Here is a 26,342-nt window from a genome sequence, read left to right as displayed (position 1 = left end):
GGAGGTCCTAAGTCCTCCCCTTGCTTCTCTGTATGGTTGTCCATATTTACGTAGTACAAGGCATTCATTTCGGGCGAATTCAACCCTGAACGTATGCTAACACAGCAATTTTACCAGCTTACTTGCTGCTTGTACCTTCATCTGTAGTTGCATCTTTGTCTGTTCCAGTCGTACCTTGGTCAGTCTTGGTATCCGTACCTGTGGAGTCATCCGTTTTTGGTTCGGTTGTTTTCTCTCCTTCAGTTCCTGTACCCGTTGTACCTTCAGTTTTGCCTTCTTCAGCTTTTTCTGTTTTTGGCAACTTAACTTCTTTTACGATTTTGTCCAACTCATTTTGCATGAACGTATCGATCTCAGCAGCTGCCAATTGGCTCTTCAGACTTTCTTTTTGTTCAGCCGTCAATTTAGCAAAGTCAGCTTCTGTACGAGCTTCCACTTTCATCACGTGGTAACCGTACTCTGTCTCTACTGGATCACTGATTTTGTTCAGTGGCAATGTTTTTGCAGCTTCCTTAAATGCCTCTACCCAGCTGCCTACAGGTGTATTTTCATACAGTCCACCCTTCTCAGCAGAACCTGGATCTTCGGAATATTTTTTTGCAATTTCAGCAAAATCAGCTCCGCCATCCAACTTGGTTTTTACTTCTTTTGCAATTTTAAGTGCATCTTCTTTTTTACGCTCTTTTTGCGTTTTTGGATCTGTGAAGTTAATCAGCACGTGACGGACGGAAGCCGTTGTGAACTGATCCTTGTTTTTCTCAAACTCAGCCTTGATTGCATCGTCCGTAACGCCTGTTTCTTTATCTTTGATTACTGTCATGATCCGAGTCATGTAGTTTTTAATGTTATCGTCTGTCAGGTTCTGAGCTTTGAGCATTTCTGTCCATTGATCTGCCTGAACAGAAGCTTTCATTTTATCGAATTGCTCAGTTGCCGCTTTGGTACCGGCTGTTTTGGCATCTTCGCTTGCTTTGCCACTCAGATATTCATAAGCAACTTCCTGTTTCACCAGATACTCTTTGAAATCGTCCATATCCATCATTTGTGCATACTCCGGATAGAGGAATTTCATGACACGTTGCTCCATGTCAAATTCATTGGCTGTAATAGTACCACCATCATACGTAGCGACTACAGCACTTGTATCCGTCGATTCCGGTGTTTTTGCTTCTTCCTTCTTGCCACATGCAGCAAGCAGTGATAAGGATAGTACTGCGACCATGCTCACAGACAGTACTTTTCCTACTTTTTTATACTTTGGTAACATCCTTTAGTTCCCCCTTTGATTTAAAAGCAGTTTTCATGGACTCCAGAATTTTCCCTACCAGCTCCATCAGTTGCTTATCCCCAAGCCCCTTGCCTTTAGCGTGAATCAGCATATGGGGTCCTTGTTCAAATTGTACACGTCTTTCGAACTGATTTCCAATGTGCGCGATTTTTGAGAGTTCAAAGGCATGTTCACGGCCTTCATAGAACTTCACAGTAATGTCCTCACCACGTTGGGAGATGGATTCAATGCCGTAGATTTTGCCGTATACTTTCATCCGCGCAACAGCCAGCAAGTTAATGACAGCTTCCGGAAGATCACCGAACCGATCAACCAATTCGTCTTCCAACTCCATTGCATCGTCGAAGGATGCAATGACCGCCACTTTTTTGTAGATCTCAATCTTCTGAATACTGTCATAGATATAATCGGACGGCAAGTAGGCATCGATACTGAGATCCAGGGTTGTGTTCCACTCGTCTGAAGGTACCGGCTCTTCACCAAGCATCGTAACTTTGCGTTTGTTGATCTCCTCTGCGAGCATCTGGGAATACAGATCAAACCCGACGGAAGCGATGAAACCATGCTGCTCCGCTCCTAGCAGATTTCCCGCACCACGAATCGACAAGTCACGCATGGCGATTTTGAATCCTGAACCCAGTTCGGTGAATTCTTTGATGGATTGCAGACGTTTCTCAGCAACTTCAGTAAGCACTTTATCCCGTTGGTACGTAAAATAGGCATACGCAATACGGTTGGAACGACCCACACGTCCGCGCAGCTGATACAGCTGGGAAAGTCCCATTTTATCCGCATCATGTACGATCAGTGTATTTACGTTTGGAATATCTACCCCGGTCTCGATGATACTTGTGCTCACAAGCACGTCATATTCACCATCCAGGAAGTCCAGAATCGTTTTCTCCAGCTCTGTTTCCGACATCTGACCATGTCCCACACCAACTTTGGCTTCAGGCACAAGCTCAGAAATTTCGGCAGCCATCTCCTGAATTCCCTGAACACGGTTGTAGAGGTAATACACTTGCCCACCACGGGCAAGCTCACGCTCAATGGCTTCCCGAACAAGCGCCTGGCTGTGTTCAACCACATAGGTCTGCACCGGGAAACGATTCTCTGGAGGAGTCTCGATAACGGACAGATCACGCACACCCAGCATGGACATATGGAGCGTACGCGGAATCGGCGTTGCCGTCAGCGTCAGCACGTCCACATTGGTTTTCAGCTTCTTCAGTTTTTCCTTATGAGTTACTCCGAAGCGCTGCTCTTCATCGACAATCAGCAGTCCCAGGTCCTTGAACACCAGGTCCTGCGACAGCAATCGATGCGTCCCGATGACAATATCCACTGTGCCTGCCTTGATGCCTTTGGCTGTTTCATTCTGCTCTTTACGGGAGCGGAACCGGCTAAGCACATGAATGTTGAACGGATAACCGGAGAAGCGCTCACGGAACGTCTCAAAATGCTGCTGTGCCAAAATGGTTGTTGGCACGAGTACAGCCACCTGTTTGCCTTCAATAGCTGCTTTAAATGCAGCCCGAATAGCCACCTCGGTTTTGCCGTAACCAACATCCCCACACAATAAACGATCCATTGGACGGTTTTGTTCCATGTCCTTCTTGATTTCTTCGATCGCACGCACCTGATCACGTGTCTCATCGTAAGGGAACATGTCCTCAAATTCCTGCTGCTCTGCAGAATCCTTGTCGAATCCAAACCCTTTGGAGGTCTGACGCTCTGCATACAGCTTAATTAGATCATCAGCAATATCCTGTACGGATGTGCGGACTTTATTTTTAACCCGTGTCCACTCATTGCCGCCCAGTTTGTATATTTTCGGTTCTTTTTCTTCGGAACCTACATATTTCTGAATCAAATCAATCTGTTCAATAGGTACAGACAGTTTGTCTCCACCCGCATAGAGAATATGCATGTAGTCCTTATGAATACCGCCTACCTCGAGGGTGCCGATCCCAAGGTACTTACCAATCCCGTGGTTCTGATGAACGACATAATCGCCCACTTTTAGCTCGCTATAGGATTTGATCCGTTCAGCATTGTCTACATTCCGAATCGGTTTGCGTACTTTACGCTGTTTTTGCGAGAACATCTCGCCCTCGGTCACAACAGCCAAATGAATGGACGGCATTTCAAATCCCGTTTGCAAATTACCGATCATCATCTCTGGCTCTGGAATATCATAGTCCATCAGTACCCGGCGCATCCGCTCGAGTCGCTCCTCACCGTTCGCCAGCATGAGCACTTGGACTCCGGCCTTATGCCAACGCTCCATCTCTGCCTTCAGTACGTTCATCTGTCCGTGGAAATCCTGCATGCCACGACTGATGAAGTTCAGAATGTTCTGTGGTTGGGTGTGTGGAACTTGGCGCAAAAAGATCGACATAAATAGCGTCTGGAATGGACGCTCATACAAGAGTTCATCACCGTCTGCGGATAAAGGAAGATCCGGAAGTGTTTTTCCGTTTTGCATCAAATGCAGATTCCACTCCGATTCATCACGGTCAAGCTGTTTCGATGTCTCCGATAGTCTGGCAGGCTCATCAAGAACCAGCAGGGTATCTTCTGGCATATAGTCGTAGATCGTTTTGTTCTCCGGATAGAGCGGAGAAATATATTTATACATTTCGGAGAAATACACGTGCTCCCGCAAAAGCTCGATCTCCCGGTGAATTTCTTCACGAAGGCGCAGCTTCGCCTGCCGGTCCGTCATTTTCTCCAGCTGTTGCTCCAGCAAAAGAGCAGCTGCATCGGCAGCCTTTTCCATCCGTTCACGATCTGCAATTAACTCCTTGCATGGTAAAACCGTAATTTCTTCAATCCGTTCAATCGAACGCTGATCCGCTGGATCAAATGTCCGAATGGAGTCGATCTCATCATCAAATAACTCCACCCGATATGCGATCGATGAAGTAACCGGATAGAAGTCGATGATACCTCCGCGCACACTCATCTCACCACGAGATTCCACGCGTTCCACACGCTCATATCCGAGCTTTACCATCTCCAGCAGGAAAGAGTCCAGTTGAAGTGTGTTGCCCTGTTTAATCAAAATTCGAGCATTGGCCATCACTTCCGGAAGCGGAACATAACGTCTTACCCCGGAAAAAGGAATAACAACAACGCCCCTGAATCCCTGGGCGCAGCGGACCAACACATCAATACGCTGACCCAATGTTTCCGGGCTGGAAACAGCAGCTTCAGCAGCGACAAGTTCGTTGGCAGGATAGATTAACACCTGATCAGGTGAAAGCGCTTCCTGTAAATCTTCTGCAATTTTTTGAGCTGAAAACATATTATGTGTTACTACGAGCAATGGTCGGTTCATTTCCTGATGCAAGGCAGCCAGCATAATCTGACGCGCCGAGCCGGATAGACCCGAAACCAATTGTTCCTTCATGCCGGACTTGATTCCGGCTGTAATGGACCCGAAGTCCGGATCTTTGGAAAAAGCCTGTATAAGTGCTTGTAACAAAAGGGGCACCTCTCTTATAACTTACTTGATTATCTCACGCATACGCGTAACATCACTATTAAAATGGATACAAATTCCTTTTTGTCCTGTTTCATCATATCGGATTACTCGCAACATTGCCACATCTGTTGATGCGGCTGAGCCTGATTTCGAGATAGCGATGGCTTTCATGCCAACTGAAAAGAAGCCTCAGCAGGCTGCCAAGGCTATAAAAGGTGGAGCGTTATTACGCAACCGCCCTCAACTGTCATTCGATCCTGTACGGGCGATGTCTACTGAAGCGGACTCGCGAGCAGGCTAAGCTCTGGATTGTGCTCCAGGGCTTCCTTACAGTAATCACATGTAATCCGAACGGTAATGTCACCACCGGAATTATACGCTATTATATCCCTCCGCTCGTCGGGGGTCAAGAAATGAAAGCCGAGCTCTACTTCCGTTATCCGGGCAGAATCGATTCGTCCAATAAAGGTACGGCAATGCCTACATACGTAATTCACTGACATGTTTATGCCTCCTGAACATGGTTTATACATCCAGTATGTCCAGTATGGCTGAATTGAACCCGTCTTGTATGATCATTTTACCAGTATGTCTAACAAAATTAACCGTTAAACTTCGCCATTGTTTGTTCAAACGTATGAGTCAAGCTATGCTCCAGAGCATCACATGTTTGCTCAATGGTCTGATCAAGGGCTTCTTTTTCTTTCTTCATGAATGTCGACAGTACATAATCAACAATGGCATGTCCTGGTTCAGGTCGGGATATTCCCATGCGCACGCGGTTAAACTGCTGTGTACCGGTATGCTGAATAATGGACTTGATTCCATTATGTCCGCCTGCACTACCTTGGTAACGCAATCTGACTTTGCCAATCTCTGTATCCATGTCGTCGTACACAACAATCAGATCTTCAAGACTAACTTTATAAAAATCCATATATGCTCGAACCGATTCACCAGACAAGTTCATATAGGTCATTGGTTTGATCAGTACAGTTTTCACACCGCCAATATTGCCTTCTCCAATCAGCGCTTTACATTTATTCTGTGTAATGGAGATATTATGACGATCAGCCAACCGATCCAGTGCCATAAAACCGATATTATGACGGGTTTTGGCATAGTTCGAGCCTGGATTTCCAAGTCCGACAATCCACTTCATCTTGTTCCCTCCTTCGGATTAGCCTGAGGTGAGGCATAGACTTCGAATCTTATATTTCATATAATATCAAGAAAGTAAAGATCGATTTACTGTAGTGTTCACAGTTAATATTTTATCGACCCAGGAAGGTGAGCGGGTTTTGCGCGAAGACAATGGACAACTGACTCAACATAGCGATTTTATCTATCATCTCGAATATCACGTACCTGTACAGGTATACGACCGCGACACCCATATTGAGATTGGTCTAATCACACGTTTCGATAATCAATTCGTCGAAATTGCCGACACGCTTTTTCATCGGCGTCGTTTCCGATTTATCTCCCGCCCGGGGTATTAGCCATATAAGATGAACGAACCATTTTACACTGGATCACTGCACGTGCAGAAACATCTTCCGGTGTAAATTAGTAGTTCAAACTTATATGGACTGACCAGCGTCTGTTTCACTTTAATAAAACGGCACGCCGACAGGGGTTACATTTTCCATTGAACCGGAAAACGTAACCCCTCTACTACTTTATGCAGACATCCTTATTCAATTTCAAACAGCTTGCTGATTGACAATTCCTCATGAACCCGGATAATTGCTTCTCCGAGCAAAGGCGCTACAGACAACACTTTGAGTTTGCTTGTCGGATTAGCATGCGTAATTGGAATGGTATCCGTTACGATGACTTCCTTCAATGGTGCATTCTCCAAACGTTCCATCGCAGGTCCGGACAATACCGGGTGAGTACAGCACGCGTATACTTCTTTTACGCCGCCTTCCATCAGAGCATTCGCTCCCAGTACAATTGTTCCCGCCGTGTCAATAATGTCATCGATCAGGATAGCTGTTTTACCCTCGATGTTACCGATAATGTTCATCACTTCGCTCACATTTGGCTCAGGACGACGTTTATCGATAATTGCCAGGGGTGCATTCAGAAAATCAGCCAGTTTACGTGCGCGCACTACGCCACCGTGGTCAGGCGACACAACAACCGGATTTTCGATCTGTTTCGACCGGAAATATTGAGCCAGAATTGGCACGCCAAGCAAATGATCGACTGGAATGTCGAAGAATCCCTGGATCTGCATTGCATGCAAGTCCATCGCGATAACACGAGTTGCACCCGCTTTTTCAATAAGGTTGGCAACCAGTTTCGCTGTAATCGGGTCACGCGAACGTGCCTTGCGATCCTGTCTTGCATACCCATAATAAGGAATAACGACGTTAATCGTCTTGGCAGATGCCCGTTTGAGTGCATCAATCATAACGAGCATTTCCATCAGGTTATCATTAACCGGCAAGCAAGTGGACTGCACGATATAAACGTGACAACCCCGAACACTCTCGGAGAGTTTCACTTGAATCTCGCCATCACTAAAGCTGGTTGTGTGAGATTCACCCATAGGGATCCCGATATAATCAGCAATTTGATGGGCAAGCTTGGGGTTAGAATTGCAAGTAAATATTTTTAATTTCGAATCAAAATAAGTCATAAAATAAAAACCCTCCGTGCTGGTTCATTGGAATCAATAAGCGTCTGCGACATGTCGGCACCTCCCCGATCTTCGGGAGGCAATCTTGTTATCAAAACCCCTTATTGGGGTTTGGCATTTTGTTTCTTGGCTTTGGCACGTCCGCGAATCTTCTCCGCATAACCAGGTTTATTCTCCTGACGTGGACGAGCAATGGCCAGATCATTCTCGGGAACGGAATGGGTAACGGTGGAACCAGCAACCACATAAGCGCCTTTTCCTACCGTAATCGGTGCAATCAGATTGACGTTGCTGCCTACAAAAGCATCATCTTCAATCGTTGTCACAGCTTTATTATAACCATCATAATTGACAGTTATTGCCCCGCATCCAACATTTACGTTTTTCCCAACTTTGGCATCTCCAATATAGCTGAGATGAGATACTTTGGAACCTTCATCAATTGTAGCATTTTTCACTTCAACAAAGTCACCAATTTTTACGTTGCGACCCAGTTTAGTCCCTGGACGCAAATTAGCAAATGGACCTACCGTTGCATCAGAACCAACCTCGGCATTGGATACTACCGAATGTTTAATCGTAACTCCGTCCTGAATAACGCTGTCTTCCACATCTGCCTGAGGACCAATATGACATGCTTCACCGATGGAAGTTGTGCCTTTGAGGATCGTCCCCGGATACAAAACTGTATCTGATCCAATCGTAACATCCGCTCCGATATATGTCGATGACGGATCAATGATTGTCACACCGTTCAACATATGGCGTACGGCAAGACGTTCACGCATGAAGGCTTCGGCTTGCGAAAGTGCCAATCGATCGTTAACCCCGATGGATTCCGCGATGTCATCCGACATGTAAGCTTCAACCACATCTCCATCATTACGCAAAATGCCGATTACGTCTGTGAGATAATATTCTCCCTGAGCGTTCTGGTTCGTTACTTTATCCAGCGCAGCGAACAATTTTGCATTATCGAAACAGTATGTGCCTGTGTTAATCTCATTCACAGCATCTTCCTGTTCGTTGCAATCCTTCTGTTCTACGATCCGCTGTACAGAACCATCTTCTCCACGTATTACTCGGCCGTAACCTTTGGGATTGTCCAACTGAGCCGTAAGTACTGTCGCTGCTGCCCCGCGACTCTCATTGTGATTCATCAGACCTTCCAATGTCTCACGAGTCACGAGCGGTGTATCTCCACAGACCACAATTGTGGATCCTGCTTCGCCGCCAAGCAAGGATTTAACTTGCTGTACTGCATGACCTGTGCCCAGTTGTTCCGCCTGGAGTGCATACTCTGCTCTGGAACCTAAAAATGACTGCACCGCTTCGGCACCATGGCCTACGACAACCACACTGCGTTCAACGCCTGCGCTGAGTGCTGCATCCAGCACATGTCCAACCATAGGTTTACCGCATACGGGATGCAGTACTTTGTACAATTTTGATTTCATTCGTTTGCCTTGCCCTGCGGCAAGAACGATTGCCATTCGTTTCAAAATTAACGACCTCCTGTTCTGAAAAACCCATTGAAATGCATTGCTTATCTATATCCAATGAGTATCGTTCAGCCGGCTTCAAGCCGGTCCTGTTCATCGCCTGCTGTCTCTGTAATCACACGTAACAACGCGGACACCAACGAATCGTGACCTATATGTATACGCCGTGTACCTGCGAGCTTAACCGAATCCCAATGATTCCTAAGATGCCGCCCTGCCACCAAGCGCACGATGCGCTTTTTGTTCTCTGCTAATAAACTCAATACTGAATATATCTTATTCCGGTCAAAAAGAAAAGAGAGCCATAAGACATGGCTCTCTTTTCCTTCGAACCCCAATAATGTTCTTAGGCACCTTCTTCAATGACTTCTTCCTCAGTTGCCGCACGATCGTATTCAGTCAAAACTGCTGCCTGAATCTTCTCACGTGTACCGGAAGAGATCGGGTGGGCGATATCACGGAACTCTCCATCAGGAGTACGTTTGCTCGGCATAGCAACAAACATTCCGTTGTTACCATCAATGACACGAATGTCATGAACGACGAATTCGTTATCGATGGTAATGGATGCGATAGCCTTCATTCTCCCCTCCGAGTTAACACGGCGGAGTCTGACATCCGTAATTTGCATGTGTGTGTTCACCACCTTTTTCCATCAGAACTTGGTGTATAATTCCACACAGCATATACGAACTCCTTCTTTTTATAACCACAAAAATTTCCTAATTTCAGGAATTTTTTTATTTAATACACAATTCGACAACGTTCATGCCAGGTCGATGGAAAAGACCTTTTAACGACATAACATTCGTCATCTTTCTACAGGTCAAAATAGTTGCCAGGCTTGACGGAAATCTGTCTGCTCTTGGCATCAACCGCTGTCAGTTTCGCCAGAGATACGTAATCTGTTAGCAGGCGTTCTTCTGAATCTACAGAACCAGATTCCACCAGTACCCCTACCCCGGCTACTGTAGCATTAAACTCGGCCAAAAGATCGATCATTCCTTGGACCGTACCCCCGGCCTTCATGAAGTCATCCACAATAAGTACTCTGGAATGCTCACGCATCGCCCTGCGGGACAGGGACATGGTATGCAGACTTTTATGGGACCCGGATACATAATTGATACTTACGGCCGATCCTTCTGTAGCCTGATGGTCCCTGCGTACGAGCACGACAGGCAGGTTGAGCTGGGCACCGGTCGCATAAGCCAGTGGAATTCCTTTGGTTTCTACCGTCATAACCACATCAATATTCATATTGCCAAAGGCCGTTGCAAAAATCTTGCCGGCTTCATTCATCAATGCAGGCTGACCAAGCAAGTCGGACATGTACAGGTATTCTCCAGGCAAGATCCGATCAGGTTGCGCGAGCTGGGTCGAGAGCCGCTCCGCAAATGCCAATGCTAGTTCTCGGGATACCTTCGGAATCCATCTTACTCCCCCTGCTGCTCCAGCCAGTGTATGCAGTTCTCCTGACCCACCTTCTTCGAACACTTCCTTGATAATCGCCAAATCTTCACTAATTGAAGACTTTGCGGCACCATAACGTTCGGCAAATGTGGTCAACGGAATAACCGTATGCGGTCTGGACAATAAGTATTGCGTCATTTCAACCAGCCTTGCGCTTCGTTTTAACTTCTTCACAGAGATCCATCCTCACGATCACGGAAACATCCAAATCCGAATAATTATTTAAGAATATAACACCTTTATACGTGTTTGTACATTATAAAAGCGAATTTTACGTCAACATACGCACAGCGTACACTTCTTTACAGAACCCTCGCAGACCATTGTATATCCGGGCAACCTTGGATTCTTTGGAAACCAGACCAAATACCGTTGGACCGCTACCAGACATTAACACGCCGTCTGCACCCAATCGAATCATGGCATCCTTCAGATGCTGAACTTCCGGATACAGTTTCAACGTTACATCTTCAAGCACATTGCCCATCTGATTACAGACTTCCGTAAATGATTGATTGCGAATAGCCTGCTCCATTTTAGCTGCACTCGGATGACGAACAATCTTGTCACTGCGGAACCTTCCGTACACATCGGCTGTAGACACATTAATCGGAGGCTTGGCCAGAATTACCCAGCATTGCGGCGGATTAGGAATGGGAGTTAACTTCTCACCACGGCCTGTAGCGAGTGCAGTTCCTCCTGTGATACAGAATGGAACATCCGACCCAAGTTCAGCTCCAAGCTCCTGCAGTTCGTGATCCGGTATATTCAACCGCCACAGACGGTTCAATCCACGCAACGCTGCTGCTGCATCACTGCTGCCGCCGGCAAGTCCGGCTGCAACTGGAATCTTTTTATCCAGATGAATATGGACACCCGTACGCACGTTATAGCGCTCCTTAATGAGTCTGGCTGCCTGGAAAGCCAGATTCTTCTCGTCGAGCGGGATATAACCCGCCTGACTGGAGATGAAAATAGTATCTCGCGGCAGCTCCGACATTTCCAGCCGATCAGCCAGATCGACCATGGTCATGATCATTTCAACTTCATGGAATCCATCGCTTCTTTTATGTAAAACGTCCAGCATCAAATTAATTTTAGCAGGCGCTTTTTCGTAAATTTTCAAGGCGTTCACCCGTCCTCACCTTTTCCCTAAGACAACTTAACATATTATATCAAAATGGGGCTGTCAAGTCATTTGTATTCCGCATCTAAGGGGAAAAAGCGGGGTTATTCCTGACGGATTTCCCCGCTTTTCAGTCTGTTTGAATCGGATTAAGATTTGCGGGCAGCCTGCTCAGCAAGTTGAATGGCTCTTTTCACCATGTTTCCTGCATCCTTGGCTTTAATTCCACCCCAACCTTCCTGTTGGACCGTATCATAGAAGCCCAGGTCTTTCGCGAGCTCATTCTTCAGATCCTCTGACATAACACTTCTTCTTCTGCGACTCATGAACCATCCTCCTCCAAAGTATCCTTCATAATGTGATGAGTTCGTTCACGTTTTGGACATTTTGTCATCAGGCCATATTCAGTTTCCTGCATTGCTTAAGAAACTGTCCCTTCACCTGTCCATATAGTATGCCGCGACCCTTCCTCGCTCATTCCTGAGTATGTATGGGTTACATTAGAGGGAGAAATGGTGTTTAAAAAAACAAAAAGCGATCCGCCTTGTGGGGCGAATCGCCTGTAAATCGATACTTACGTCTCCATATAGGAGCTATGCGTCTGGCTGCCCGGGTCATAAACCATGACTTCCACCGATTCCGTAAGTATATCCGCATAACTATAAGATACTCGCTTGAAGGTTTCTTGCTCCTCATCAAGCTTAACAATAAAAACAGAAGGGTACGTTTCTTCCAATACACCCGTACGCTCAATGGTCTTACGGCGGCCACCATTAGCCCGCAACATAATTTTCTGACCAATATGTGCATCGAGATTGCGTTTGATATCCAACAGCGTGTTTTTAGCCATTGTCGACGACCACCTCTTTTCTTGTCCATTATACCGGATTTTACAGTCATTGTCAAATCAAAACTAATTATTATATCAGCATCAAAAAGTTGTTGTCAATGAATTTTTTTGCAAACAAAAAAAGCCCCAAATTGGGACTTTAAATGGCCTACATCAGACTGCCGACGGGTTCACTTTTAGCGTAGATAAATCATTCAGCCCAGGCAGACCTACCCGATAACTCCCCCGTGTCTCGACACCACCCACACCCTGGCTACCACTGATGGTATTGTGCAGAACATCACTCATATTGACCGTATCACGCACAGAGGTGAAGGAGGCCTTGGCTGCCACATAGACCGGGTCAAGTGCATGAATGAGAATTCTGCCTGGAGAACTGGCAAAGTTCGCTCCAGCACGCAGCAGTGCCTCAAAATGGGACTGACAGGCCCCTGCCACAATAGTGAGAGCGTCCAGATGGCGTTCATATTGTCTGGCCACCTGAATGGCCGACACAAAATTTTGCGAGTTCTTGTAGCTACCAAGACTATATAAGTCATAGGGCTGACGTGTCTTTAGCACCCCATCATGACCCGTAATAACTACGATATCCGGACGGACTTTGGGTAATAAACGGTATAAGGTATCTGCCATTGCCGATTCATGAACATATTGTCCCTCTGCGGGAACACGAAGTTGCTCATAGAGATCCATACTTTTTTTCAAATAGTTCGGATCTCCATCCAGATGAAGCACCTTTCCAGGCATCTCAAAATAAGCCGGTTCCTGCTGAGCAGACCAATCCTGTACCAGACCTTCGCGATTCCGCTCAGCCTGTTCCATACGATTCTGCTGCAGGCGGGACAGGGTCTGATGTGCTTTAACATGCGCCTGTCTGGTCTTGGCGCTTTGCGGTTCATAGGGAACCTGTATCAAATCGTCCACCGGGGAATCGGCAAGCAGCCGGAACTCAGTCCCTTTAATGACCGCAGCATCCAATTGGAGGCCTTCCACCCGAAAAGTCACATCGCCGCCGTATGACTTCCGAACGACCAAGTCTCCGATATTCATCAACGTAATCACCTCTACCCCATCGTATGGGCAGAGACCCGGTTTGGTTCATTCAAATTTTACAGCGCTGCACGTACCCCTGCTTCCCACATTACGGTGCTGAGTGTGGCATACTCTTGCAGACTCAACGTCTCTCCACGTCGGGACGGTTGAATACCTGCCTGCTCCAGCAGAATGTCTGCCTGTCCCCGGTTATCCTTTGTGAAGAAACGTGCTTTCAAGTTGTTTGAGATTGTTTTTCTCCGCTGGGCAAAAGAAGCCTGTACCACTTCGAAGTAGTGTGCTTCATCCGGAATCTCCACTGGCGGTTGCTCGCGCACTTTCAGCTTAATGACAGCCGATTCCACATTAGGTTGCGGAATGAAGACCGTGGGCGGCACAATACACACAAGCTCCGGCATACTGTAATACTGAACTGCTATGCTTAGACTGCCGTAATCTTTTGATCCTGGTGCAGCAGCCATCCGTTCAGCCACTTCTTTTTGGATCATGACAACAATACTGTCTACCGGCAGCTTCTCTTCCAACAGTTTCATCATGATTGGAGTCGTTACATAATAAGGCAGGTTAGCCACGACACTGACTTTGTCCACGGATGCAAAATCCGTATTAAACAACTCAGCCAGATCAAGCTTCAACACATCCCCATGATGAACACGTACATTCGAATAAGGCTGCATCACTTCTCCCAGGATTGGGATCAAGCGCTGATCAATCTCTACGGCTGTGACAGGACCGGCTACCCGAGCCAGTCGCTCCGTAAGGGCTCCAATACCCGGCCCGATCTCTAGTGCGCCCTTGGACTCGTCCAGGTCGGCTGCATTAACGATTTTGTTCAGTATATTTTGATCGATCAGAAAGTTCTGACCCAGACTTTTCTTAAATGAGAATCCATGTTTTTGAATAATCTCTTTCGTTCGCTTGGGCGTTGCAATTTCTATCGTATCTTCCATGTCCTTCATATGCTCACAATCCTTCACGTTCAATTTGCGCTAATGCTGTAGAGAACTCTTCCCGTGTAATCTGAAATACACTGAGACGTTTGTGGAACTGCTTACCGTTACAATAACCGATGCCCAGCAGATTGCCCATCTCCATGCGACGTGCAGCAGCCTGCGGATGCACGATAAGTCCTGCCGCGATCAGGTCCTCCCAATCGATCAGACTCGGAGCACCTTCGTATGATGTATGTACGCGCGCCAGAGCATGACGGATCGCCTCTGGTGAGGCATTCTCCACCCCAATGTCCCCTTTGCGCGTTGCATCGGCTTCCGGAATGAAAGCATGCTTGCATCCAGGCACCTTATTCGCAATAATTTTACGAATGCGTTCGCCGGCATGATCCGGATCTGTCAGTACAATGACTCCCCGTCTCTCCTGAGCAAGCGCAATCCGCTTCAGAATGCGTTGGTTGATGGCTGATCCACCTGTTTCTATTGTATCGGCTTCCACGGCCCGACGGATGGCTACCGTATCATCACGGCCTTCCACCACAATGACTTCTTTTATCATGTTCCATTTCTTCCTTTCTAACGCAAAAAGAAGAGGAATATCCTCTTCTCTGCCAAACGGCGGGGGAGACTGAATTCAGACTCCTCCGCCGCATATTCCGCATGAATCATTCATGCAACTATTTTATAGCATTCCCATTTCAAAGTAAAACGATTTTAGTTCGCTTCCGGCTTCACCGGACCGATCACGTAGACCGTCTTGCCTTTCTTGCGTCCAAAATTCAGGGCATGCTTCACACTGTCATAATACACATCAATTTTGTTCCCTTTAATCGCACCGCCTGTGTCTTCCGCACGACGGAATCCCAGACCTTCGATATATACCCACCAGCCAATTGGAATGACTTTGGGATCAACCGCAATGGTGCGCCCTTCCGTTACACGAGTACCGGAAGCTGTTTTAGTTCCAATGCCAGGCTCTTCAGAAGAGTAGGCAGTCATGGATACATTTTTAAGTACTTTGGAGTATTTAAAAGAAGTCCCGGATACGGTAATCACTTTGCTGCCCGAGGCAGATGTTTTCTTCGAGTTCGTTGTTGTAGCCTTTTTGGTTGTTGAAGTTTGAGCCGATACGGTCTGAATCTCAGGTTCTTTCACGACCGGTTTTGCTTTGGTGCCGACAGCGATCACTTTATCTACACGATTATTCGCGACAGATTTGCGGACCATTTTTTTGGAGACCAATTCTCCATCCTGAAATACCTTTTCGATATGCTGCACAAGTTTGCCTTCTTTGCCGTTCACAACGACACGGTTATCCCCTTTGTACAAGCTAGGGTCAGCCGTTTTAATGACTTTGTAAGCGATCGGTTGCTCTACTTCGACTGTACGCTTTGTTACGCGCACTACACGGATCTTCATCTCCGCTTTGATCGCAGTTCCAAGCGCCGGATACACTTTATCATTACTTTCAACTTGAATACCTGATTTTTGAATTGCATCTTCTACCGATGAATCCGTTGTATACAGAGTCTTGGTGTCTCCGTCTGCCGTAATGTTAACTGGAACGGCCCGCTCAATAACAATTCGGTCTCCATCTGTAATTGCCCCGTTCATGGACATGGATACCTTATCGTGAGGGCTGACTGTGATCGACTGCTCCTCCAGCATTTCCTGAAGCATTCCTGTACGAGTCTCTACCACCTGAGCTTTGCCATCAATAACCAGTGAAATTTGTTTCCCGGCCTGACCGTAAACGACTAACAAGATCATGATTGTAAGCGCAATTGAGAAAATCGCGATCAATGCCATTTGACGCATGTTCTCATGCTTCCACCGCAACGCGAAAGACTTACTGGATGATCGTGACTCATGGGTCTCTTCTGGTTGGAATGTGCCCACTTCTCCGTCCTCCTTCATAGCCTCGCCGTCTAAAGTAATGCATGATGTCTTTGACGTGACTATACCAAATTTTCTACAGAACACAGATTGGACCAACATAATCCGGTTCTGCACCATGAATCAATCTTCGCAACATGATGTCATCCTCCTGAATACCTACCGTATGATGACAATATTTCTTTTATTCAAAAACAAAAAAGCCAAAGAAAGAGTGTAAGAGGAACTCTTTCGTGGCTTCCGAATGATTTTGAATATCGGAAATTCATGCACGAGGTTGCCTCTCTTTTTCCGCTTGCGAGGTTAGCTGTCGGGTTCGGGCGAAAGAGAGCCGCCCTATCTTGGGTCACCCGCTCATGGCGGACGCCCTTGAATTCACCCCGAGACCCAAAGAAGAAATCAAATACGGCTTCGCAGATCCCTTCGCTGCTTTTGGGTCAGCGAACGTTGCGCATCGGCCAAATACACCGATGTTTAAGCCCTATTGGTTCCCCCGCTCTCCGTTAACGGAGACTCAGCGAGACTGATTCATGAAAGTAATGTTGTTTCATCGGAAAGTGTCCCTTTGTTCATCCCCCGAACATCTGTCCAATTTTCCGCACAACAATTCACTGAAAAGATGATATCCTGTTTTGATGCATGTTGTAAAGCGTTGATCAAGTACGTTTTTCTGAATATTTGGTTAAAATATTGTAATATTCTTGATTTATTTGGATCAAAGAGCAAATTACCTCCTCTTACCTGCCTTTTTCGCCTCATTTGCTCGTTTTTTTAACGAATTCCAAATCGTTCCATGGCATTTTTGGTTGTTATTGCAGCAATTTCCTCCACCGAAATGCCTTTAATTTCCGCAGCTGCCTCTGCAACCAGACGTACATGCGCTGTCTCATTTCGCTTTCCACGATAAGGGTGAGGTGTCAAATATGGAGCATCTGTTTCAATGAAAAACCGGTCCATAGGAACCTTCTCCAGCACCTCTTTGGGCTGCTTTGCATTTTTGAATGTGATCGGTCCTCCGAAGGAGAGATGGAAGCCCATATCGAGACAACTTTTGGCTGTTTCCCAGCTGCCCGAGAACGAGTGCATCACACCACCAACTTCACCCGCTTTCTCTTCACGCAAAATTCTTATGATATCCTCATGTGCATCCCGATTATGGATGACAATCGGCATGTTTACTTCACGCGCCAAAGCAATTTGTTGTCGTAATACGCGATGCTGTATTTCTTTTGGTGATGTCTCCCAATGATAATCCAATCCAATCTCACCGATCGCAACCACTTTTTCATGTTTGCATAAAGATGCAATCCACTCCAAATCGCCGTCCTGCATTGTGATCGCATCTACGGGATGCCACCCTACAGCTGCATATATAAAGTCATATGTTTCAGCGAGTTTCATTGTGGTTGGAATTGTCTCCCGGTTAAAACCAATGTTGATCATGCGACCAACTCCTGCATCCACAGCACGCTGAATCATGTCCTCGCGGTCCTCGTCGAATTGTGGTGCATCCAGATGTGTATGTGTGTCGAACAGCATCATGTCTGTATCTCCCTTCATGTCGAAATAACGACTATCTTCTTTTTCAAAATCACATTTGTAAAATTCAATAATTCAATGACTCATACATAAAACATTTTGGGTATCTGTGTATTACATCATTACGTTTGTTTCTTCACAACTACAATATATAGAAGATATACGGATATTCTGATCTATATATTGCTATTTGTGCTTATTCTCCCTGCTTGCATTTACAAAATTATGTCGATCTACATATACGCCCCATTAAAGCAGATTACTGTATCATGAAAAATAGCTCTTTTAGAAAGTGTTTTGATATCGAAATTCTTCATCGGATTATACCCACACGATTACAAGAAATAGGGGCGTATATGTGACGGTAATTCGTGAATAATCGCATCCACCTTGTTTTGCGGGTAATACAAATGATGTTTCCCTCGGTGAAGCCCACTGATGGAACGGACAATGTCAGATACTTCTGACAACTCACGTAAATTGTCCTGTCGATCCAGAAGAAGAATCTGCTTATCTGTGGATTCATCCGGACGAAACACATCATACGGATTATCCGAGGGAAAATCAATTTCAAGATCATATTCGGGATCGAGACCAGCCTGTACAAAAGCTTCCCGAATCTCTTCCATCATTGTCAAGTCGACCTGTTCAAGCTCTACATACTTATATAACTTGCGATCCATAAAACGTTCGCATAACTCACTTAGAACAGTATCGTCCTCCTTTCGCCACTGTGTAAATGCCGTCTGAATTAAGGCTTCATCCAACTGCAAATATTCATCCACGGATAATTCTCCTCCAAATAATTGAGGGAGTGGATCAATCATGAAGCGAAATTGAAAACCATGCTGTATGAGTGTTTTTGCTCGCTTGAATATTTGCCGCAATATAATTTCAGAACTACGAGTTACCGGATGGAAGTAAATCTGCCAATACATCTGGTACCGAGACATGAGGTAATCCTCCACAGCATGCATGCCTGACTCCTTGACTACAATCCGCCCATGATAAGGACGCAGCATCCGAAGGATACGATCAAGGTCAATCGTGCCGTAATTTACACCTGTAAAATAGGCATCCCTGAGCAAATAGTCCATTCGGTCTGCATCAAGCGGACTGGTCACCAAGTTCACCACAATCGGCTTTTCATACGTTTTTTGGATGACAGACGCTACTTTCTCAGGAAAATCAGGAGCATACCGTCTTAAGATCGCCCCTACTTCGGTATCACCTGTAATAATGCGACAAGTCCAATCTTCGTGATTCATGTCAAAAGCTTCCTCGATGGAGTGAGAGAATGGCCCATGCCCGAGATCATGAAGTAGAGCTGCACACAGAGCTACAATCTTTTCTTCCTTCGGCCAATCCGAATAGTGACTTCTTTCAAATTGAGAGATGATCTTGCGTGTGATCTCATAAACACCTAGTGAATGTGAGAACCGACTATGCTCTGCTCCGTGAAAGGTAAGGTAAGAAGTACCCAGCTGACGAATCCGGCGTAGACGCTGAAATTCCGGGGTGTTAATTAACTGCCATATAACCGGATCTTGCACGTGGATATAATTATGTACCGGATCTTTGAATACTTTCTCTTCCGTTAAACGTTGTTCCATGTCGACTCACTCCTTTAATTCCTTTTATATTAACGCTTTGAGCTCTGCGATTCACCTAATATTCGACACCATATGACGAACTTTGTCGAATGAAGTAGTTTTGTCGTTTTCCAAATCGACAAAGCTGACATTGAGGTTTAAATGCGAAAAACTGCTGCCAATCCCTTACCACCAGTAACCTTGTGAAAAACACCCTTAATTTTAAGCTAATTTTAAGGTTGACTGATTTGGGAATCGTTGGTATGATGAGTATCATAAAACATAAAATAATGTCGAATAATGACAAAGATAGTTAGCTGAGAGGAGCACTGATTATAATGATGAAATCAACAGGTATTGTAAGAAAAGTGGACGAACTGGGACGGGTAGTTATTCCAATTGAATTGCGCCGTACGCTCGGTATTGGTGAAAAAGATGCTCTGGAAATCTACGTTGACGGCGAGCGCATCATGTTGAAAAAATACGAGCCTGCTTGTATCTTCTGTGGTAATGCAGAGAACGTTACTTACTTCAAAGGTAAAATTGTTTGTAACGAATGTATTTCCGAAATCCCTGCACCTGTGACAAAATAAGAAAAACCAGGTATACTGGACTTATCTAAATTGTTATTTCTAACCTTTTAATATTCCTTAATAGCCTTCCCGGTGTGAACCCCACCGCGGAAGGTATTTTTTTGCCTTGTTATGGGTTCCATTACCCAAAGTGATTCTGTCACACGCGAACTGGGAGACAACGATGAAATTTGTTCGGAATTTTTTTAGCCACTCTGCTCTTTTTAATATTCCACTAAGGTTGGATATAAGCTTCTTTTCAGGTTATGTTCCCCACAACAGAAGATATTTGGTAAGATTACTACTCGATTAATGCATTATACACATCCCGCTTCGCCAGACCGCGATCGGTAGCCGTTTTTTTCATTGCATCTTTGCGGTTGTGTCCTTCACCCTCATAATGGCTGACATGATCCGCGAGTGACATGAGCTGCCACCATGCTTCGCGCTCAGCCTTACGCTCCTCTTCCTTAATGCCTTCTACCAGCAAACAGTACTCGCCAAGAGGCGGATGTTCTTCAAGCCAGTCTATGCATTCCCTCACAGTGCCCCTTGCGAATTCCTCATGACGCTTGGTTAGTTCACGTGCCAGGACAATCGAGCGATCACCCAGAATTTCTTCAAGGTGGACTAATGTTTTCCGGATACGGTGAGGCGATTCATAAAATAACAAAGTCCCGTTGGATTCGTCAAACGCCTCCAGCACTTTCCGCATGTCCTTTTTCTCCCGCGGCAAAAAACCGCCGAATGTAAAACGCTCCGTCGGTAATCCGGACACGATCAGAGCAGACAATGCAGCGTTGGGCCCCGGGATGGGAATGACCGTTATTCCGGCTTCCAGTGCAAGCTGCACAAGGTCAGAACCAGGGTCCGAAATGGCTGGCAAACCAGCATCGCTGACGAGTGCCAAATTTTTTCCTTCTATTATATAGCGTATCAGTTCAGGTCCACTCGCCCCCTTATTATGCTCATGATAACTAAACAGCATCGAAGGTGTAATTTCAAAATGGGTAAGCAGCTTTCGGGTCTGGCGTGTATCTTCTGCTGCAATGATGTCACAACTCTGCAATGTCTTGATGGCACGGAAGGTCATATCCTCCAGATTACCAATGGGTGTTCCAACCAGATAGAGCTTGCCTGATCCTTCAGGCTGCTCCGCATAGCTTTTTTGAATATGCAAAGTCATCTAAAGCCCTCCTTTCGTAGTACGCTCAGGTTGCTGACCATAGTAAATATCCATAATCTCTTCGCAGTATTTCCCCTCTTCATTGTAGACAATGAGTGGAGGAAGCATCCTTACTTCGGGTTTACCATCTTTCATTCCTTCAATTAACACCATGTTGGCTTCCAAATGAGCACGGGGATGTACCATCCGAATCCGTTTTGGTTCCAGCTTATACTCACGCATGAGCGAGATAATCTCTGCAAGGCGCTGCGGACGATGAACCATCGATACTTTGCCGCCATTACGTACAAGTCGACTGCAAGCTTGTATCACTTCTTCCAGGGTACATCCGATCTCATGACGTGCCATTGCCTGATGTGTGTTCATCTTGAGATCACTGCCATTCAGAGGCATGTATGGAGGATTAACCGTTATTGCATCGTATACAGCATGTCCTGTTTCTTTCACGAGTTCTCGCAAATCACCTTCACGAATCATAATCGACTCATCCAATGCATTTAATTGCACACTGCGACGCGCCATATCAGCCAAACGTGGCTGAATCTCGATCCCTTCCAGACTAGCCTGCGTACGTGTTGTAAGCAAAATGGGAACCACCCCGTTACCCGTACACAAATCAAGTACACGACCCCGTTTAGGTACCGAAGCAAACCGGGCTAATAATACGGCATCCATCGAAAAACTAAACACTTCATCACTTTGAATGATTCTCAGATCATGAGAGAGCAGATCATCAATCCGCTCTGACTCATGTAACACAACTTCATTTGCTTTCATATGTTACGCTCATCCTCCGGTACTCTATATCTCATGTTCGTTTAGTTTAGGTTTATAACCTTGAAAAAAAACCGTAGGGGATCCCTACGGTCACTTCATTTATTCAAAAAAGACAGGCAGAACAGACAATCGCCTTCCGTCCGCAAATGTCCATAATAGACGTTGCAGATATGGAAGCCTTCGTGATACAACCGGGCTAGATTATCATACCCTTCACCCACAACATCCTCGCCTGTAGCCGGACCTGCTGGTCTTGCTACAGGAGCGAGTGCTGAGGAGATCGGCAGATCTGCCGGAGCCTCACGTTTGAGCAGTTTGCGTAACTGCTCATTCTCGATGGTAAGCCGCTGATTATCCTCAAGCAGCTCCTTCACAATCATTTTTAACTCTCCTAAATCACCGTGCAACTGACCCAGTTGGGTTTCCATTTCATGAATGTGCGTAAACAGATTTTTCTTTTCCAAGTTTCCACCCCGAAGCAACCTTTATGGTTTACTTGATAACGACGTCATCCAGCGGAAGTTCTTTGACTTTACTGATGTCGAACAGTTGAACATGGACTGTGCGGCTACCGGCATTAATTCCGACAACTTTTCCTTCACCCAATGAGGTGACGACCAATTTGCCTACAGCTGGCAGTTCTTCTCTCACACTTTCATAGTTATCATGCTCAAATTTCAGACAGCACATGAGTCTTCCGCACAACCCTGAAATTTTCGTCGGATTCAGTGACAGGCTCTGATCTTTAGCCATCTTGATTGATACCGGCTCAAAGTCTCCCAGCCAGGAAGAACAACACAACACACGGCCGCAAGGTCCGATTCCGCCAAGCATCTTCGCTTCATCACGTACACCAATCTGTCTCAGCTCGATTCGTGTCCGGAATATGCTTGCCAGATCCTTGACCAGCTCCCGGAAATCAACTCTTCCTTCAGCTGTAAAATAAAATATAATTTTATTGCGATCAAACGTAAATTCCACATCGACCAGCTTCATTTTGAGGCCATGGTCTTTGATTTTATTTAAACAAGTACCGAATGCTTCTTTGGCTGCACGTTTGTTCTCATCAACCACACGGGCATCTGTCTCGCCCGCAACGCGGATGACTTTCTTCAGCGGCAACACCACATCGGACTCGCCCACTTCCTTCTTACCTACGACAACCTTACCGTACTCAACCCCCCGCGCTGTCTCCACGATAACGCAGTTTTCTTTCTCAATGGGAAGGTCCAGGGGATCGAAGTAATAAATTTTGCCCGCTTTTTTGAAACGGACACCCACTACACTGTACAAAAAATTAACCCCCTTGTAAGCCAACCCCACTTCGTCTGAAGCCCCGTCTTCTTAGGGAACCGGCCGAAGTTATAACCGTTTGCATATGATTGGAGCTAACTTTGCCCTCTCCCAGTCTTATGCCAAACCGATCAAAAATTGCTCCAGACAAAGCTGGCCATTGACGTTGAAACGCAATTTTTTTCTGCATGCTGCGGCCATATCCATATAGGAGACCCACTGCTCTGTGCTGCGGGTATGTGCCAACTGAGATAACATGTCTAACTGATCTATAAAAACGATATGTTCATGCCTATCGTACTGAACATACAGCATGTCCCTAAACCATAGATGGAACAAACTGAGTAACATGTCCAGGTGTTCAGAGAGTCCGGTTTTAAAAAGCTTCTGCTGTGCAGAGATCAATGATGTACTTCCTCTACCCAGGGACTCCTTCCCTAATTGTAACATTACGTTTCTAATTTCTGCAAACCAATTCTGCTGGAGAATTTCTCTACATGCTTCCAATCCTGACGCTAAATGGACGGCAGAGCGAGCCAGATTGGCAGGGTTCCCTTCCTCGATCAGGGATTGCAGCATCTCTTCCGGATTAAGTGCGCTGAACGGCACCAATTGGGAGCGTGAGCGGATTGTTGGCAACATGGCCTGTCCATTATCTGTAATCAGGATGCCGACTGCTGGTACCTGCGGTTCCTCCAGAAATTTGAGCAAACTGTTTGCTGCCTGCACCGTCATTTTCTCGGCTTGTTCTATAATATATACTTTGGGATGTCCTGCCTCAGATCGGTATGAAAAAATACGCTGCAGATCCCGGATTTGATCTATTTTAATGTTGTTTCCATCTGGCGCAAGCATGGTTAGATCCGGATGGTTACCATGATCTACCTTACGGCATTCAAGACACTGCCCACAAGCGTCATCTTCAAGCTCTGTACAGAATATTGCCTTGGCAAAGGTAATTGCCGTCTTCCGTTGCCCACTACCAGCTGGACCGCTAAACAAATACGCATGGCTTATTGCCTGACGTCTCAAACTGCTTTGTAACATTTGCTTGGCCGCTTGTTGACCCATAATCTGTTGAAAGGACATACTTCCTCCTCAGAAGCTTAAATTAATAAGCATCCCCCGAATTTCCCCTACTTGTTGTAATAGAGAGATTTTTCCTTCTTCTGTATCCAGCAGTTCATCAGCCATGGATAACAGAGCGGAGTCAATTTCATCAATCAGCTTATACCTCTTGCCTCTGCCACGGCGATCCCAACCCCTTGTCTCTTTCATGGATACACCGCGACGAACGGTCTCCTCCAGGAACCTTTTAACAAGTTGCTTATACGCCTTCAGTTCACGAATCGTCATGGAACGTGCCAAGCGATCTCCCTGAAGCTGGATTTCACTAAACCGGCGATTCAGTTCAGCTTGTGAGGCCCGTTCCCCCTGGTGATTCATCATATCAGAGAAATTTTTGGATTGAACCGGTTTGGAACCTGAATCAGTAGAACTGATCCCGCTCTGAATCGGTCTGAATCCAGGATTGATTTTCATGGGTACGCCCGCTTTCTATCAAAGTTAGCTAATCGCCCATCAGCACAGTGCGCGTTGCGCCTGTGCGTGAGAATGAGGCTTTTATATATGCTGATCACACTCTATATATAATGGTAGATACACATCACCATCAAGGACTTGTTCTTTGTAGTCAACCTCTTTCCGAAATGAACCATTCCCCCAGCTGGGAAATGCTCATCCGGAAAGAGTATGCTGATTCTTCTCATCAAGAAAGGCGTTCCGTAAGTGGCACGCACGAACTCTGTTAACTCTTCTTGCATCCATCGTTTCCAACATGCTATCGATCATGAAGGACCCTCATGAGATCCATGCAATAGGTTTAATTAGAAATGTTCGAAGCGATCTACCGGGAGAACAAATACAGTAGCTCCGCCTACTTGAACTTCAACAGGTAGCGGCAGGTAAGAGTCGGTTGTTCCACTCATCGGTGTGACCGGAGTCACGAGCTGTTCACGAACCTTACAGCTGCTGCGAATGACGTTCATTACGGATTCGACTTGACCATCATCGACACCGATCATAAACGTCGTGTTGCCTGCCTTCAAAAATCCGCCCGTACTGGCAAGCTTCGTTGCCCGAAAGTTTGCTTTGACCAATGCGCTGGATAATCGGTTGCTGTCTTTATCCTGTATAATCGCAACAATCAGTTTCATCCTGCATAACCTCCTTTAGAATAAGCACCTTTATCAAATGCCCTGTCTATATATTAGACAATTAATCGTCAAAATCCTTCAAAATCCCTGTCTCCAGCGACAAAATCATTGCTGCCAAGACATCCTCCTGCTTCATGGAAGCATCGATAACTCTGAATCGTTCCGGGAACTGCTCTTTTAATAGGAAGTAACCCTCTCGCACTTTACGGTGAAACTCCAGATTTTCCAGATCCAGACGGTTCACTTCTCGGCCATCATGAGCATCGATCCGGGCAAGCCCCATTTCAGGCTCAATGTCCAGATATAAGGTCACATCCGGCATGAGATCACCGATCGCAAAACGATTAATGGCCCATACATTCTCTATCCCGAGTCCACGGGCGTAGCCTTGATAGACCAGACTGCTATCGACAAATCGGTCACAGATGACTGCTTTTCCAGCTCTCAGCGCAGGCTCTACTTTCTCCGCCAGATGCTGGCTGCGTGCAGCTGCATACAATAGCGCTTCGGTTCGAGCATCCATTGCCGTATGAAGAGGGTCCAGAATAATCGAACGTATTTTCTCCGCAATCTCAATTCCACCAGGCTCTCGGGTAACTACGTAAGGTATACCCCGTTCTTCAAAATAAGAACCTATTCTACCGATCATCGTTGTTTTACCGGAACCCTCTCCCCCTTCCAGCGTAATGAATTTACCTCTGCCCTGCATATGCTTCCCTGCTTTCTATGTCGATAATTGCATCTATTGCTGCTGTAATTGAATATGCTTAGACCCTCTTGCTACAAGATATGATATCCCCCGCCCAGAGGTGTATAGCTACAGCTATATCGGTACGTATTAATAACACCAAGATCATACAAGCTTGTTTCTTTCTATAATACTATAGGT

At 45.9% G+C, this 26,342-nt stretch carries 29 protein-coding genes and 1 riboswitch; of the genes, 2 read left to right on the top strand and 27 right to left on the bottom strand.

Features of this window, described 5'->3' with window-relative positions:
• Positions 1-118: 118 nt before the first annotated feature.
• The 5 genes from ACETMN_RS00235 to pth all read right to left on the bottom strand — a co-directional run bounded on the left by ACETMN_RS00235 (position 119) and on the right by pth (position 5,940).
• On the bottom strand, positions 119-1,267 hold the full coding sequence (locus ACETMN_RS00235) for a peptidylprolyl isomerase (protein ID WP_091018326.1): 1,149 nt from the start codon (positions 1,265-1,267) through the stop codon (positions 119-121).
• Positions 1,251-4,778, bottom strand: coding sequence for a transcription-repair coupling factor (gene mfd / locus ACETMN_RS00230; RefSeq protein WP_091018328.1), 3,528 nt, complete (start codon positions 4,776-4,778; stop codon positions 1,251-1,253). The genes ACETMN_RS00235 and mfd overlap by 17 nt, the downstream gene beginning before the upstream one ends.
• Before the next feature lie 21 nt (positions 4,779-4,799).
• Entirely contained in the window at positions 4,800-4,949 is a 150-nt protein-coding gene (locus ACETMN_RS00225) for a hypothetical protein (protein WP_219845541.1), read from the bottom strand.
• A 101-nt stretch (positions 4,950-5,050) separates the two neighbouring features.
• The gene (locus ACETMN_RS00220; protein ID WP_017691368.1) at positions 5,051-5,281 is read right to left on the bottom strand and encodes an anti-sigma-F factor Fin family protein; all 231 of its coding nucleotides are present in this window, start codon (positions 5,279-5,281) and stop codon (positions 5,051-5,053) included.
• A gap of 98 nt (positions 5,282-5,379) precedes the next feature.
• Positions 5,380-5,940, bottom strand: coding sequence for an aminoacyl-tRNA hydrolase (pth, locus tag ACETMN_RS00215; protein ID WP_036606126.1), 561 nt, complete (start codon positions 5,938-5,940; stop codon positions 5,380-5,382).
• A 139-nt stretch (positions 5,941-6,079) separates the two neighbouring features.
• On the opposite strand from pth, the gene ACETMN_RS00210 reads away from it, so the two are divergent.
• Positions 6,080-6,280, top strand: a complete 201-nt coding sequence (locus tag ACETMN_RS00210; RefSeq protein ID WP_024633712.1) for a hypothetical protein — start codon at positions 6,080-6,082, stop codon at positions 6,278-6,280.
• Between the two features lie 194 nt (positions 6,281-6,474).
• On the opposite strand, the gene ACETMN_RS00205 is transcribed toward ACETMN_RS00210, so the two are convergent.
• The 14 genes from ACETMN_RS00205 to ACETMN_RS00140 all read right to left on the bottom strand — a co-directional run bounded on the left by ACETMN_RS00205 (position 6,475) and on the right by ACETMN_RS00140 (position 19,430).
• Entirely contained in the window at positions 6,475-7,428 is a 954-nt protein-coding gene (locus tag ACETMN_RS00205; protein ID WP_017691370.1) for a ribose-phosphate diphosphokinase, read from the bottom strand.
• A gap of 101 nt (positions 7,429-7,529) precedes the next feature.
• Complete coding sequence (gene glmU / locus ACETMN_RS00200; RefSeq protein ID WP_197997996.1) at positions 7,530-8,921, bottom strand: bifunctional UDP-N-acetylglucosamine diphosphorylase/glucosamine-1-phosphate N-acetyltransferase GlmU; 1,392 nt, start codon at positions 8,919-8,921, stop codon at positions 7,530-7,532.
• A gap of 77 nt (positions 8,922-8,998) precedes the next feature.
• Positions 8,999-9,193, bottom strand: coding sequence for a hypothetical protein (locus ACETMN_RS00195; protein ID WP_124118801.1), 195 nt, complete (start codon positions 9,191-9,193; stop codon positions 8,999-9,001).
• A gap of 83 nt (positions 9,194-9,276) precedes the next feature.
• The gene (spoVG, locus tag ACETMN_RS00190) at positions 9,277-9,561 is read right to left on the bottom strand and encodes a septation regulator SpoVG (protein ID WP_017691372.1); all 285 of its coding nucleotides are present in this window, start codon (positions 9,559-9,561) and stop codon (positions 9,277-9,279) included.
• Between the two features lie 188 nt (positions 9,562-9,749).
• On the bottom strand, positions 9,750-10,577 hold the full coding sequence (gene purR, locus ACETMN_RS00185) for a pur operon repressor (protein WP_017691373.1): 828 nt from the start codon (positions 10,575-10,577) through the stop codon (positions 9,750-9,752).
• A 97-nt stretch (positions 10,578-10,674) separates the two neighbouring features.
• The gene (gene ispE, locus ACETMN_RS00180; RefSeq protein ID WP_036606140.1) at positions 10,675-11,529 is read right to left on the bottom strand and encodes a 4-(cytidine 5'-diphospho)-2-C-methyl-D-erythritol kinase; all 855 of its coding nucleotides are present in this window, start codon (positions 11,527-11,529) and stop codon (positions 10,675-10,677) included.
• Between the two features lie 149 nt (positions 11,530-11,678).
• Positions 11,679-11,855, bottom strand: a complete 177-nt coding sequence (locus ACETMN_RS00175; protein WP_017691375.1) for a small, acid-soluble spore protein, alpha/beta type — start codon at positions 11,853-11,855, stop codon at positions 11,679-11,681.
• A gap of 248 nt (positions 11,856-12,103) precedes the next feature.
• Positions 12,104-12,379 (bottom strand): biofilm formation stimulator Veg, encoded by a 276-nt coding sequence (gene veg, locus ACETMN_RS00170; RefSeq protein WP_017691376.1) that lies wholly within the window; start codon positions 12,377-12,379, stop codon positions 12,104-12,106.
• Positions 12,380-12,532: 153 nt separating this feature from the next.
• A complete protein-coding gene (gene yabG / locus ACETMN_RS00165) occupies positions 12,533-13,429 on the bottom strand; it encodes a sporulation peptidase YabG (protein ID WP_091018332.1) in 897 nt (298 codons plus the stop codon).
• Between the two features lie 59 nt (positions 13,430-13,488).
• A complete protein-coding gene (gene rsmA, locus ACETMN_RS00160) occupies positions 13,489-14,391 on the bottom strand; it encodes a 16S rRNA (adenine(1518)-N(6)/adenine(1519)-N(6))-dimethyltransferase RsmA (protein ID WP_091018333.1) in 903 nt (300 codons plus the stop codon).
• Between the two features lie 4 nt (positions 14,392-14,395).
• Positions 14,396-14,941 carry a ribonuclease M5 gene (rnmV, locus tag ACETMN_RS00155; protein ID WP_017691379.1) on the bottom strand — a complete coding sequence of 182 codons (546 nt, stop codon included), beginning with the start codon at positions 14,939-14,941 and terminating at the stop codon, positions 14,396-14,398.
• Positions 14,942-15,096: 155 nt separating this feature from the next.
• Positions 15,097-16,281 carry a 3D domain-containing protein gene (locus ACETMN_RS00150; RefSeq protein ID WP_091018335.1) on the bottom strand — a complete coding sequence of 395 codons (1,185 nt, stop codon included), beginning with the start codon at positions 16,279-16,281 and terminating at the stop codon, positions 15,097-15,099.
• A gap of 273 nt (positions 16,282-16,554) precedes the next feature.
• A riboswitch (cyclic di-AMP (ydaO/yuaA leader) is annotated at positions 16,555-16,808 on the bottom strand.
• A gap of 241 nt (positions 16,809-17,049) precedes the next feature.
• Positions 17,050-17,820, bottom strand: a complete 771-nt coding sequence (locus tag ACETMN_RS00145; protein ID WP_179198590.1) for a TatD family hydrolase — start codon at positions 17,818-17,820, stop codon at positions 17,050-17,052.
• A gap of 332 nt (positions 17,821-18,152) precedes the next feature.
• Complete coding sequence (locus tag ACETMN_RS00140) at positions 18,153-19,430, bottom strand: HD domain-containing protein (RefSeq protein ID WP_091018341.1); 1,278 nt, start codon at positions 19,428-19,430, stop codon at positions 18,153-18,155.
• A 317-nt stretch (positions 19,431-19,747) separates the two neighbouring features.
• Between ACETMN_RS00140 and ACETMN_RS00135 the strand changes: the two genes are divergently transcribed.
• Positions 19,748-20,002, top strand: a complete 255-nt coding sequence (locus tag ACETMN_RS00135) for an AbrB/MazE/SpoVT family DNA-binding domain-containing protein (RefSeq protein WP_024633700.1) — start codon at positions 19,748-19,750, stop codon at positions 20,000-20,002.
• Between the two features lie 280 nt (positions 20,003-20,282).
• On the opposite strand, the gene rsmI is transcribed toward ACETMN_RS00135, so the two are convergent.
• The 8 genes from rsmI to tmk all read right to left on the bottom strand — a co-directional run bounded on the left by rsmI (position 20,283) and on the right by tmk (position 26,162).
• On the bottom strand, positions 20,283-21,167 hold the full coding sequence (gene rsmI, locus ACETMN_RS00130; protein ID WP_036606130.1) for a 16S rRNA (cytidine(1402)-2'-O)-methyltransferase: 885 nt from the start codon (positions 21,165-21,167) through the stop codon (positions 20,283-20,285).
• Positions 21,168-21,944 (bottom strand): tRNA1(Val) (adenine(37)-N6)-methyltransferase, encoded by a 777-nt coding sequence (locus tag ACETMN_RS00125; RefSeq protein WP_091018344.1) that lies wholly within the window; start codon positions 21,942-21,944, stop codon positions 21,168-21,170.
• Positions 21,945-22,039: 95 nt separating this feature from the next.
• Positions 22,040-22,408 (bottom strand): DNA replication initiation control protein YabA, encoded by a 369-nt coding sequence (gene yabA, locus ACETMN_RS00120; protein WP_017691386.1) that lies wholly within the window; start codon positions 22,406-22,408, stop codon positions 22,040-22,042.
• A 28-nt stretch (positions 22,409-22,436) separates the two neighbouring features.
• Positions 22,437-23,237, bottom strand: coding sequence for a stage 0 sporulation family protein (locus ACETMN_RS00115; RefSeq protein WP_053778939.1), 801 nt, complete (start codon positions 23,235-23,237; stop codon positions 22,437-22,439).
• Between the two features lie 117 nt (positions 23,238-23,354).
• A complete protein-coding gene (gene holB, locus ACETMN_RS00110; protein ID WP_091018346.1) occupies positions 23,355-24,326 on the bottom strand; it encodes a DNA polymerase III subunit delta' in 972 nt (323 codons plus the stop codon).
• A gap of 9 nt (positions 24,327-24,335) precedes the next feature.
• Positions 24,336-24,779 (bottom strand): YaaR family protein, encoded by a 444-nt coding sequence (locus ACETMN_RS00105; protein ID WP_017691389.1) that lies wholly within the window; start codon positions 24,777-24,779, stop codon positions 24,336-24,338.
• A gap of 344 nt (positions 24,780-25,123) precedes the next feature.
• A complete protein-coding gene (locus ACETMN_RS00100) occupies positions 25,124-25,453 on the bottom strand; it encodes a cyclic-di-AMP receptor (RefSeq protein WP_017691391.1) in 330 nt (109 codons plus the stop codon).
• Positions 25,454-25,514: 61 nt separating this feature from the next.
• Positions 25,515-26,162, bottom strand: a complete 648-nt coding sequence (tmk, locus tag ACETMN_RS00095; protein WP_411735625.1) for a dTMP kinase — start codon at positions 26,160-26,162, stop codon at positions 25,515-25,517.
• Positions 26,163-26,342: the final 180 nt, after the last annotated feature.

It is taken from the genome of Paenibacillus sp. M2 (genome assembly GCF_046713495.1).
Taxonomy (GTDB): domain Bacteria; phylum Bacillota; class Bacilli; order Paenibacillales; family Paenibacillaceae; genus Paenibacillus; species Paenibacillus amylolyticus_B.
The sequence above is the reverse complement of the archived record's forward strand: the minus strand, read 5'-3'. Positions and strand labels throughout refer to the sequence as shown.

Coding starts and splice junctions, on each gene's coding strand:
- ACETMN_RS00235 (WP_091018326.1), bottom strand. CDS start 1,267: ATGTTACCAAAGTATAAAAAAGTAGGAAAAGTACTGTCTGTGAGCATG.
- ACETMN_RS00225 (WP_219845541.1), bottom strand. CDS start 4,949: ATGAAAGCCATCGCTATCTCGAAATCAGGCTCAGCCGCATCAACAGAT.
- ACETMN_RS00220 (WP_017691368.1), bottom strand. CDS start 5,281: ATGTCAGTGAATTACGTATGTAGGCATTGCCGTACCTTTATTGGACGA.
- pth (WP_036606126.1), bottom strand. CDS start 5,940: ATGAAGTGGATTGTCGGACTTGGAAATCCAGGCTCGAACTATGCCAAA.
- ACETMN_RS00205 (WP_017691370.1), bottom strand. CDS start 7,428: ATGACTTATTTTGATTCGAAATTAAAAATATTTACTTGCAATTCTAAC.
- glmU (WP_197997996.1), bottom strand. CDS start 8,921: ATGGCAATCGTTCTTGCCGCAGGGCAAGGCAAACGAATGAAATCAAAA.
- spoVG (WP_017691372.1), bottom strand. CDS start 9,561: ATGCAAATTACGGATGTCAGACTCCGCCGTGTTAACTCGGAGGGGAGA.
- ACETMN_RS00175 (WP_017691375.1), bottom strand. CDS start 11,855: ATGAGTCGCAGAAGAAGAAGTGTTATGTCAGAGGATCTGAAGAATGAG.
- veg (WP_017691376.1), bottom strand. CDS start 12,379: ATGGCTAAAAACACGCTGTTGGATATCAAACGCAATCTCGATGCACAT.
- yabG (WP_091018332.1), bottom strand. CDS start 13,429: ATGAATATCGGAGACTTGGTCGTTCGGAAGTCATACGGCGGCGATGTG.
- rsmA (WP_091018333.1), bottom strand. CDS start 14,391: ATGAAGGACATGGAAGATACGATAGAAATTGCAACGCCCAAGCGAACG.
- rnmV (WP_017691379.1), bottom strand. CDS start 14,941: ATGATAAAAGAAGTCATTGTGGTGGAAGGCCGTGATGATACGGTAGCC.
- ACETMN_RS00145 (WP_179198590.1), bottom strand. CDS start 17,820: ATGATGCTGTTCGACACACATACACATCTGGATGCACCACAATTCGAC.
- ACETMN_RS00140 (WP_091018341.1), bottom strand. CDS start 19,430: ATGGAACAACGTTTAACGGAAGAGAAAGTATTCAAAGATCCGGTACAT.
- ACETMN_RS00135 (WP_024633700.1), top strand. CDS start 19,748: ATGATGAAATCAACAGGTATTGTAAGAAAAGTGGACGAACTGGGACGG.
- rsmI (WP_036606130.1), bottom strand. CDS start 21,167: ATGACTTTGCATATTCAAAAAAGCTATGCGGAGCAGCCTGAAGGATCA.
- ACETMN_RS00125 (WP_091018344.1), bottom strand. CDS start 21,944: ATGAAAGCAAATGAAGTTGTGTTACATGAGTCAGAGCGGATTGATGAT.
- holB (WP_091018346.1), bottom strand. CDS start 24,326: ATGTCCTTTCAACAGATTATGGGTCAACAAGCGGCCAAGCAAATGTTA.
- ACETMN_RS00105 (WP_017691389.1), bottom strand. CDS start 24,779: ATGAAAATCAATCCTGGATTCAGACCGATTCAGAGCGGGATCAGTTCT.
- ACETMN_RS00100 (WP_017691391.1), bottom strand. CDS start 25,453: ATGAAACTGATTGTTGCGATTATACAGGATAAAGACAGCAACCGATTA.
- tmk (WP_411735625.1), bottom strand. CDS start 26,162: ATGCAGGGCAGAGGTAAATTCATTACGCTGGAAGGGGGAGAGGGTTCC.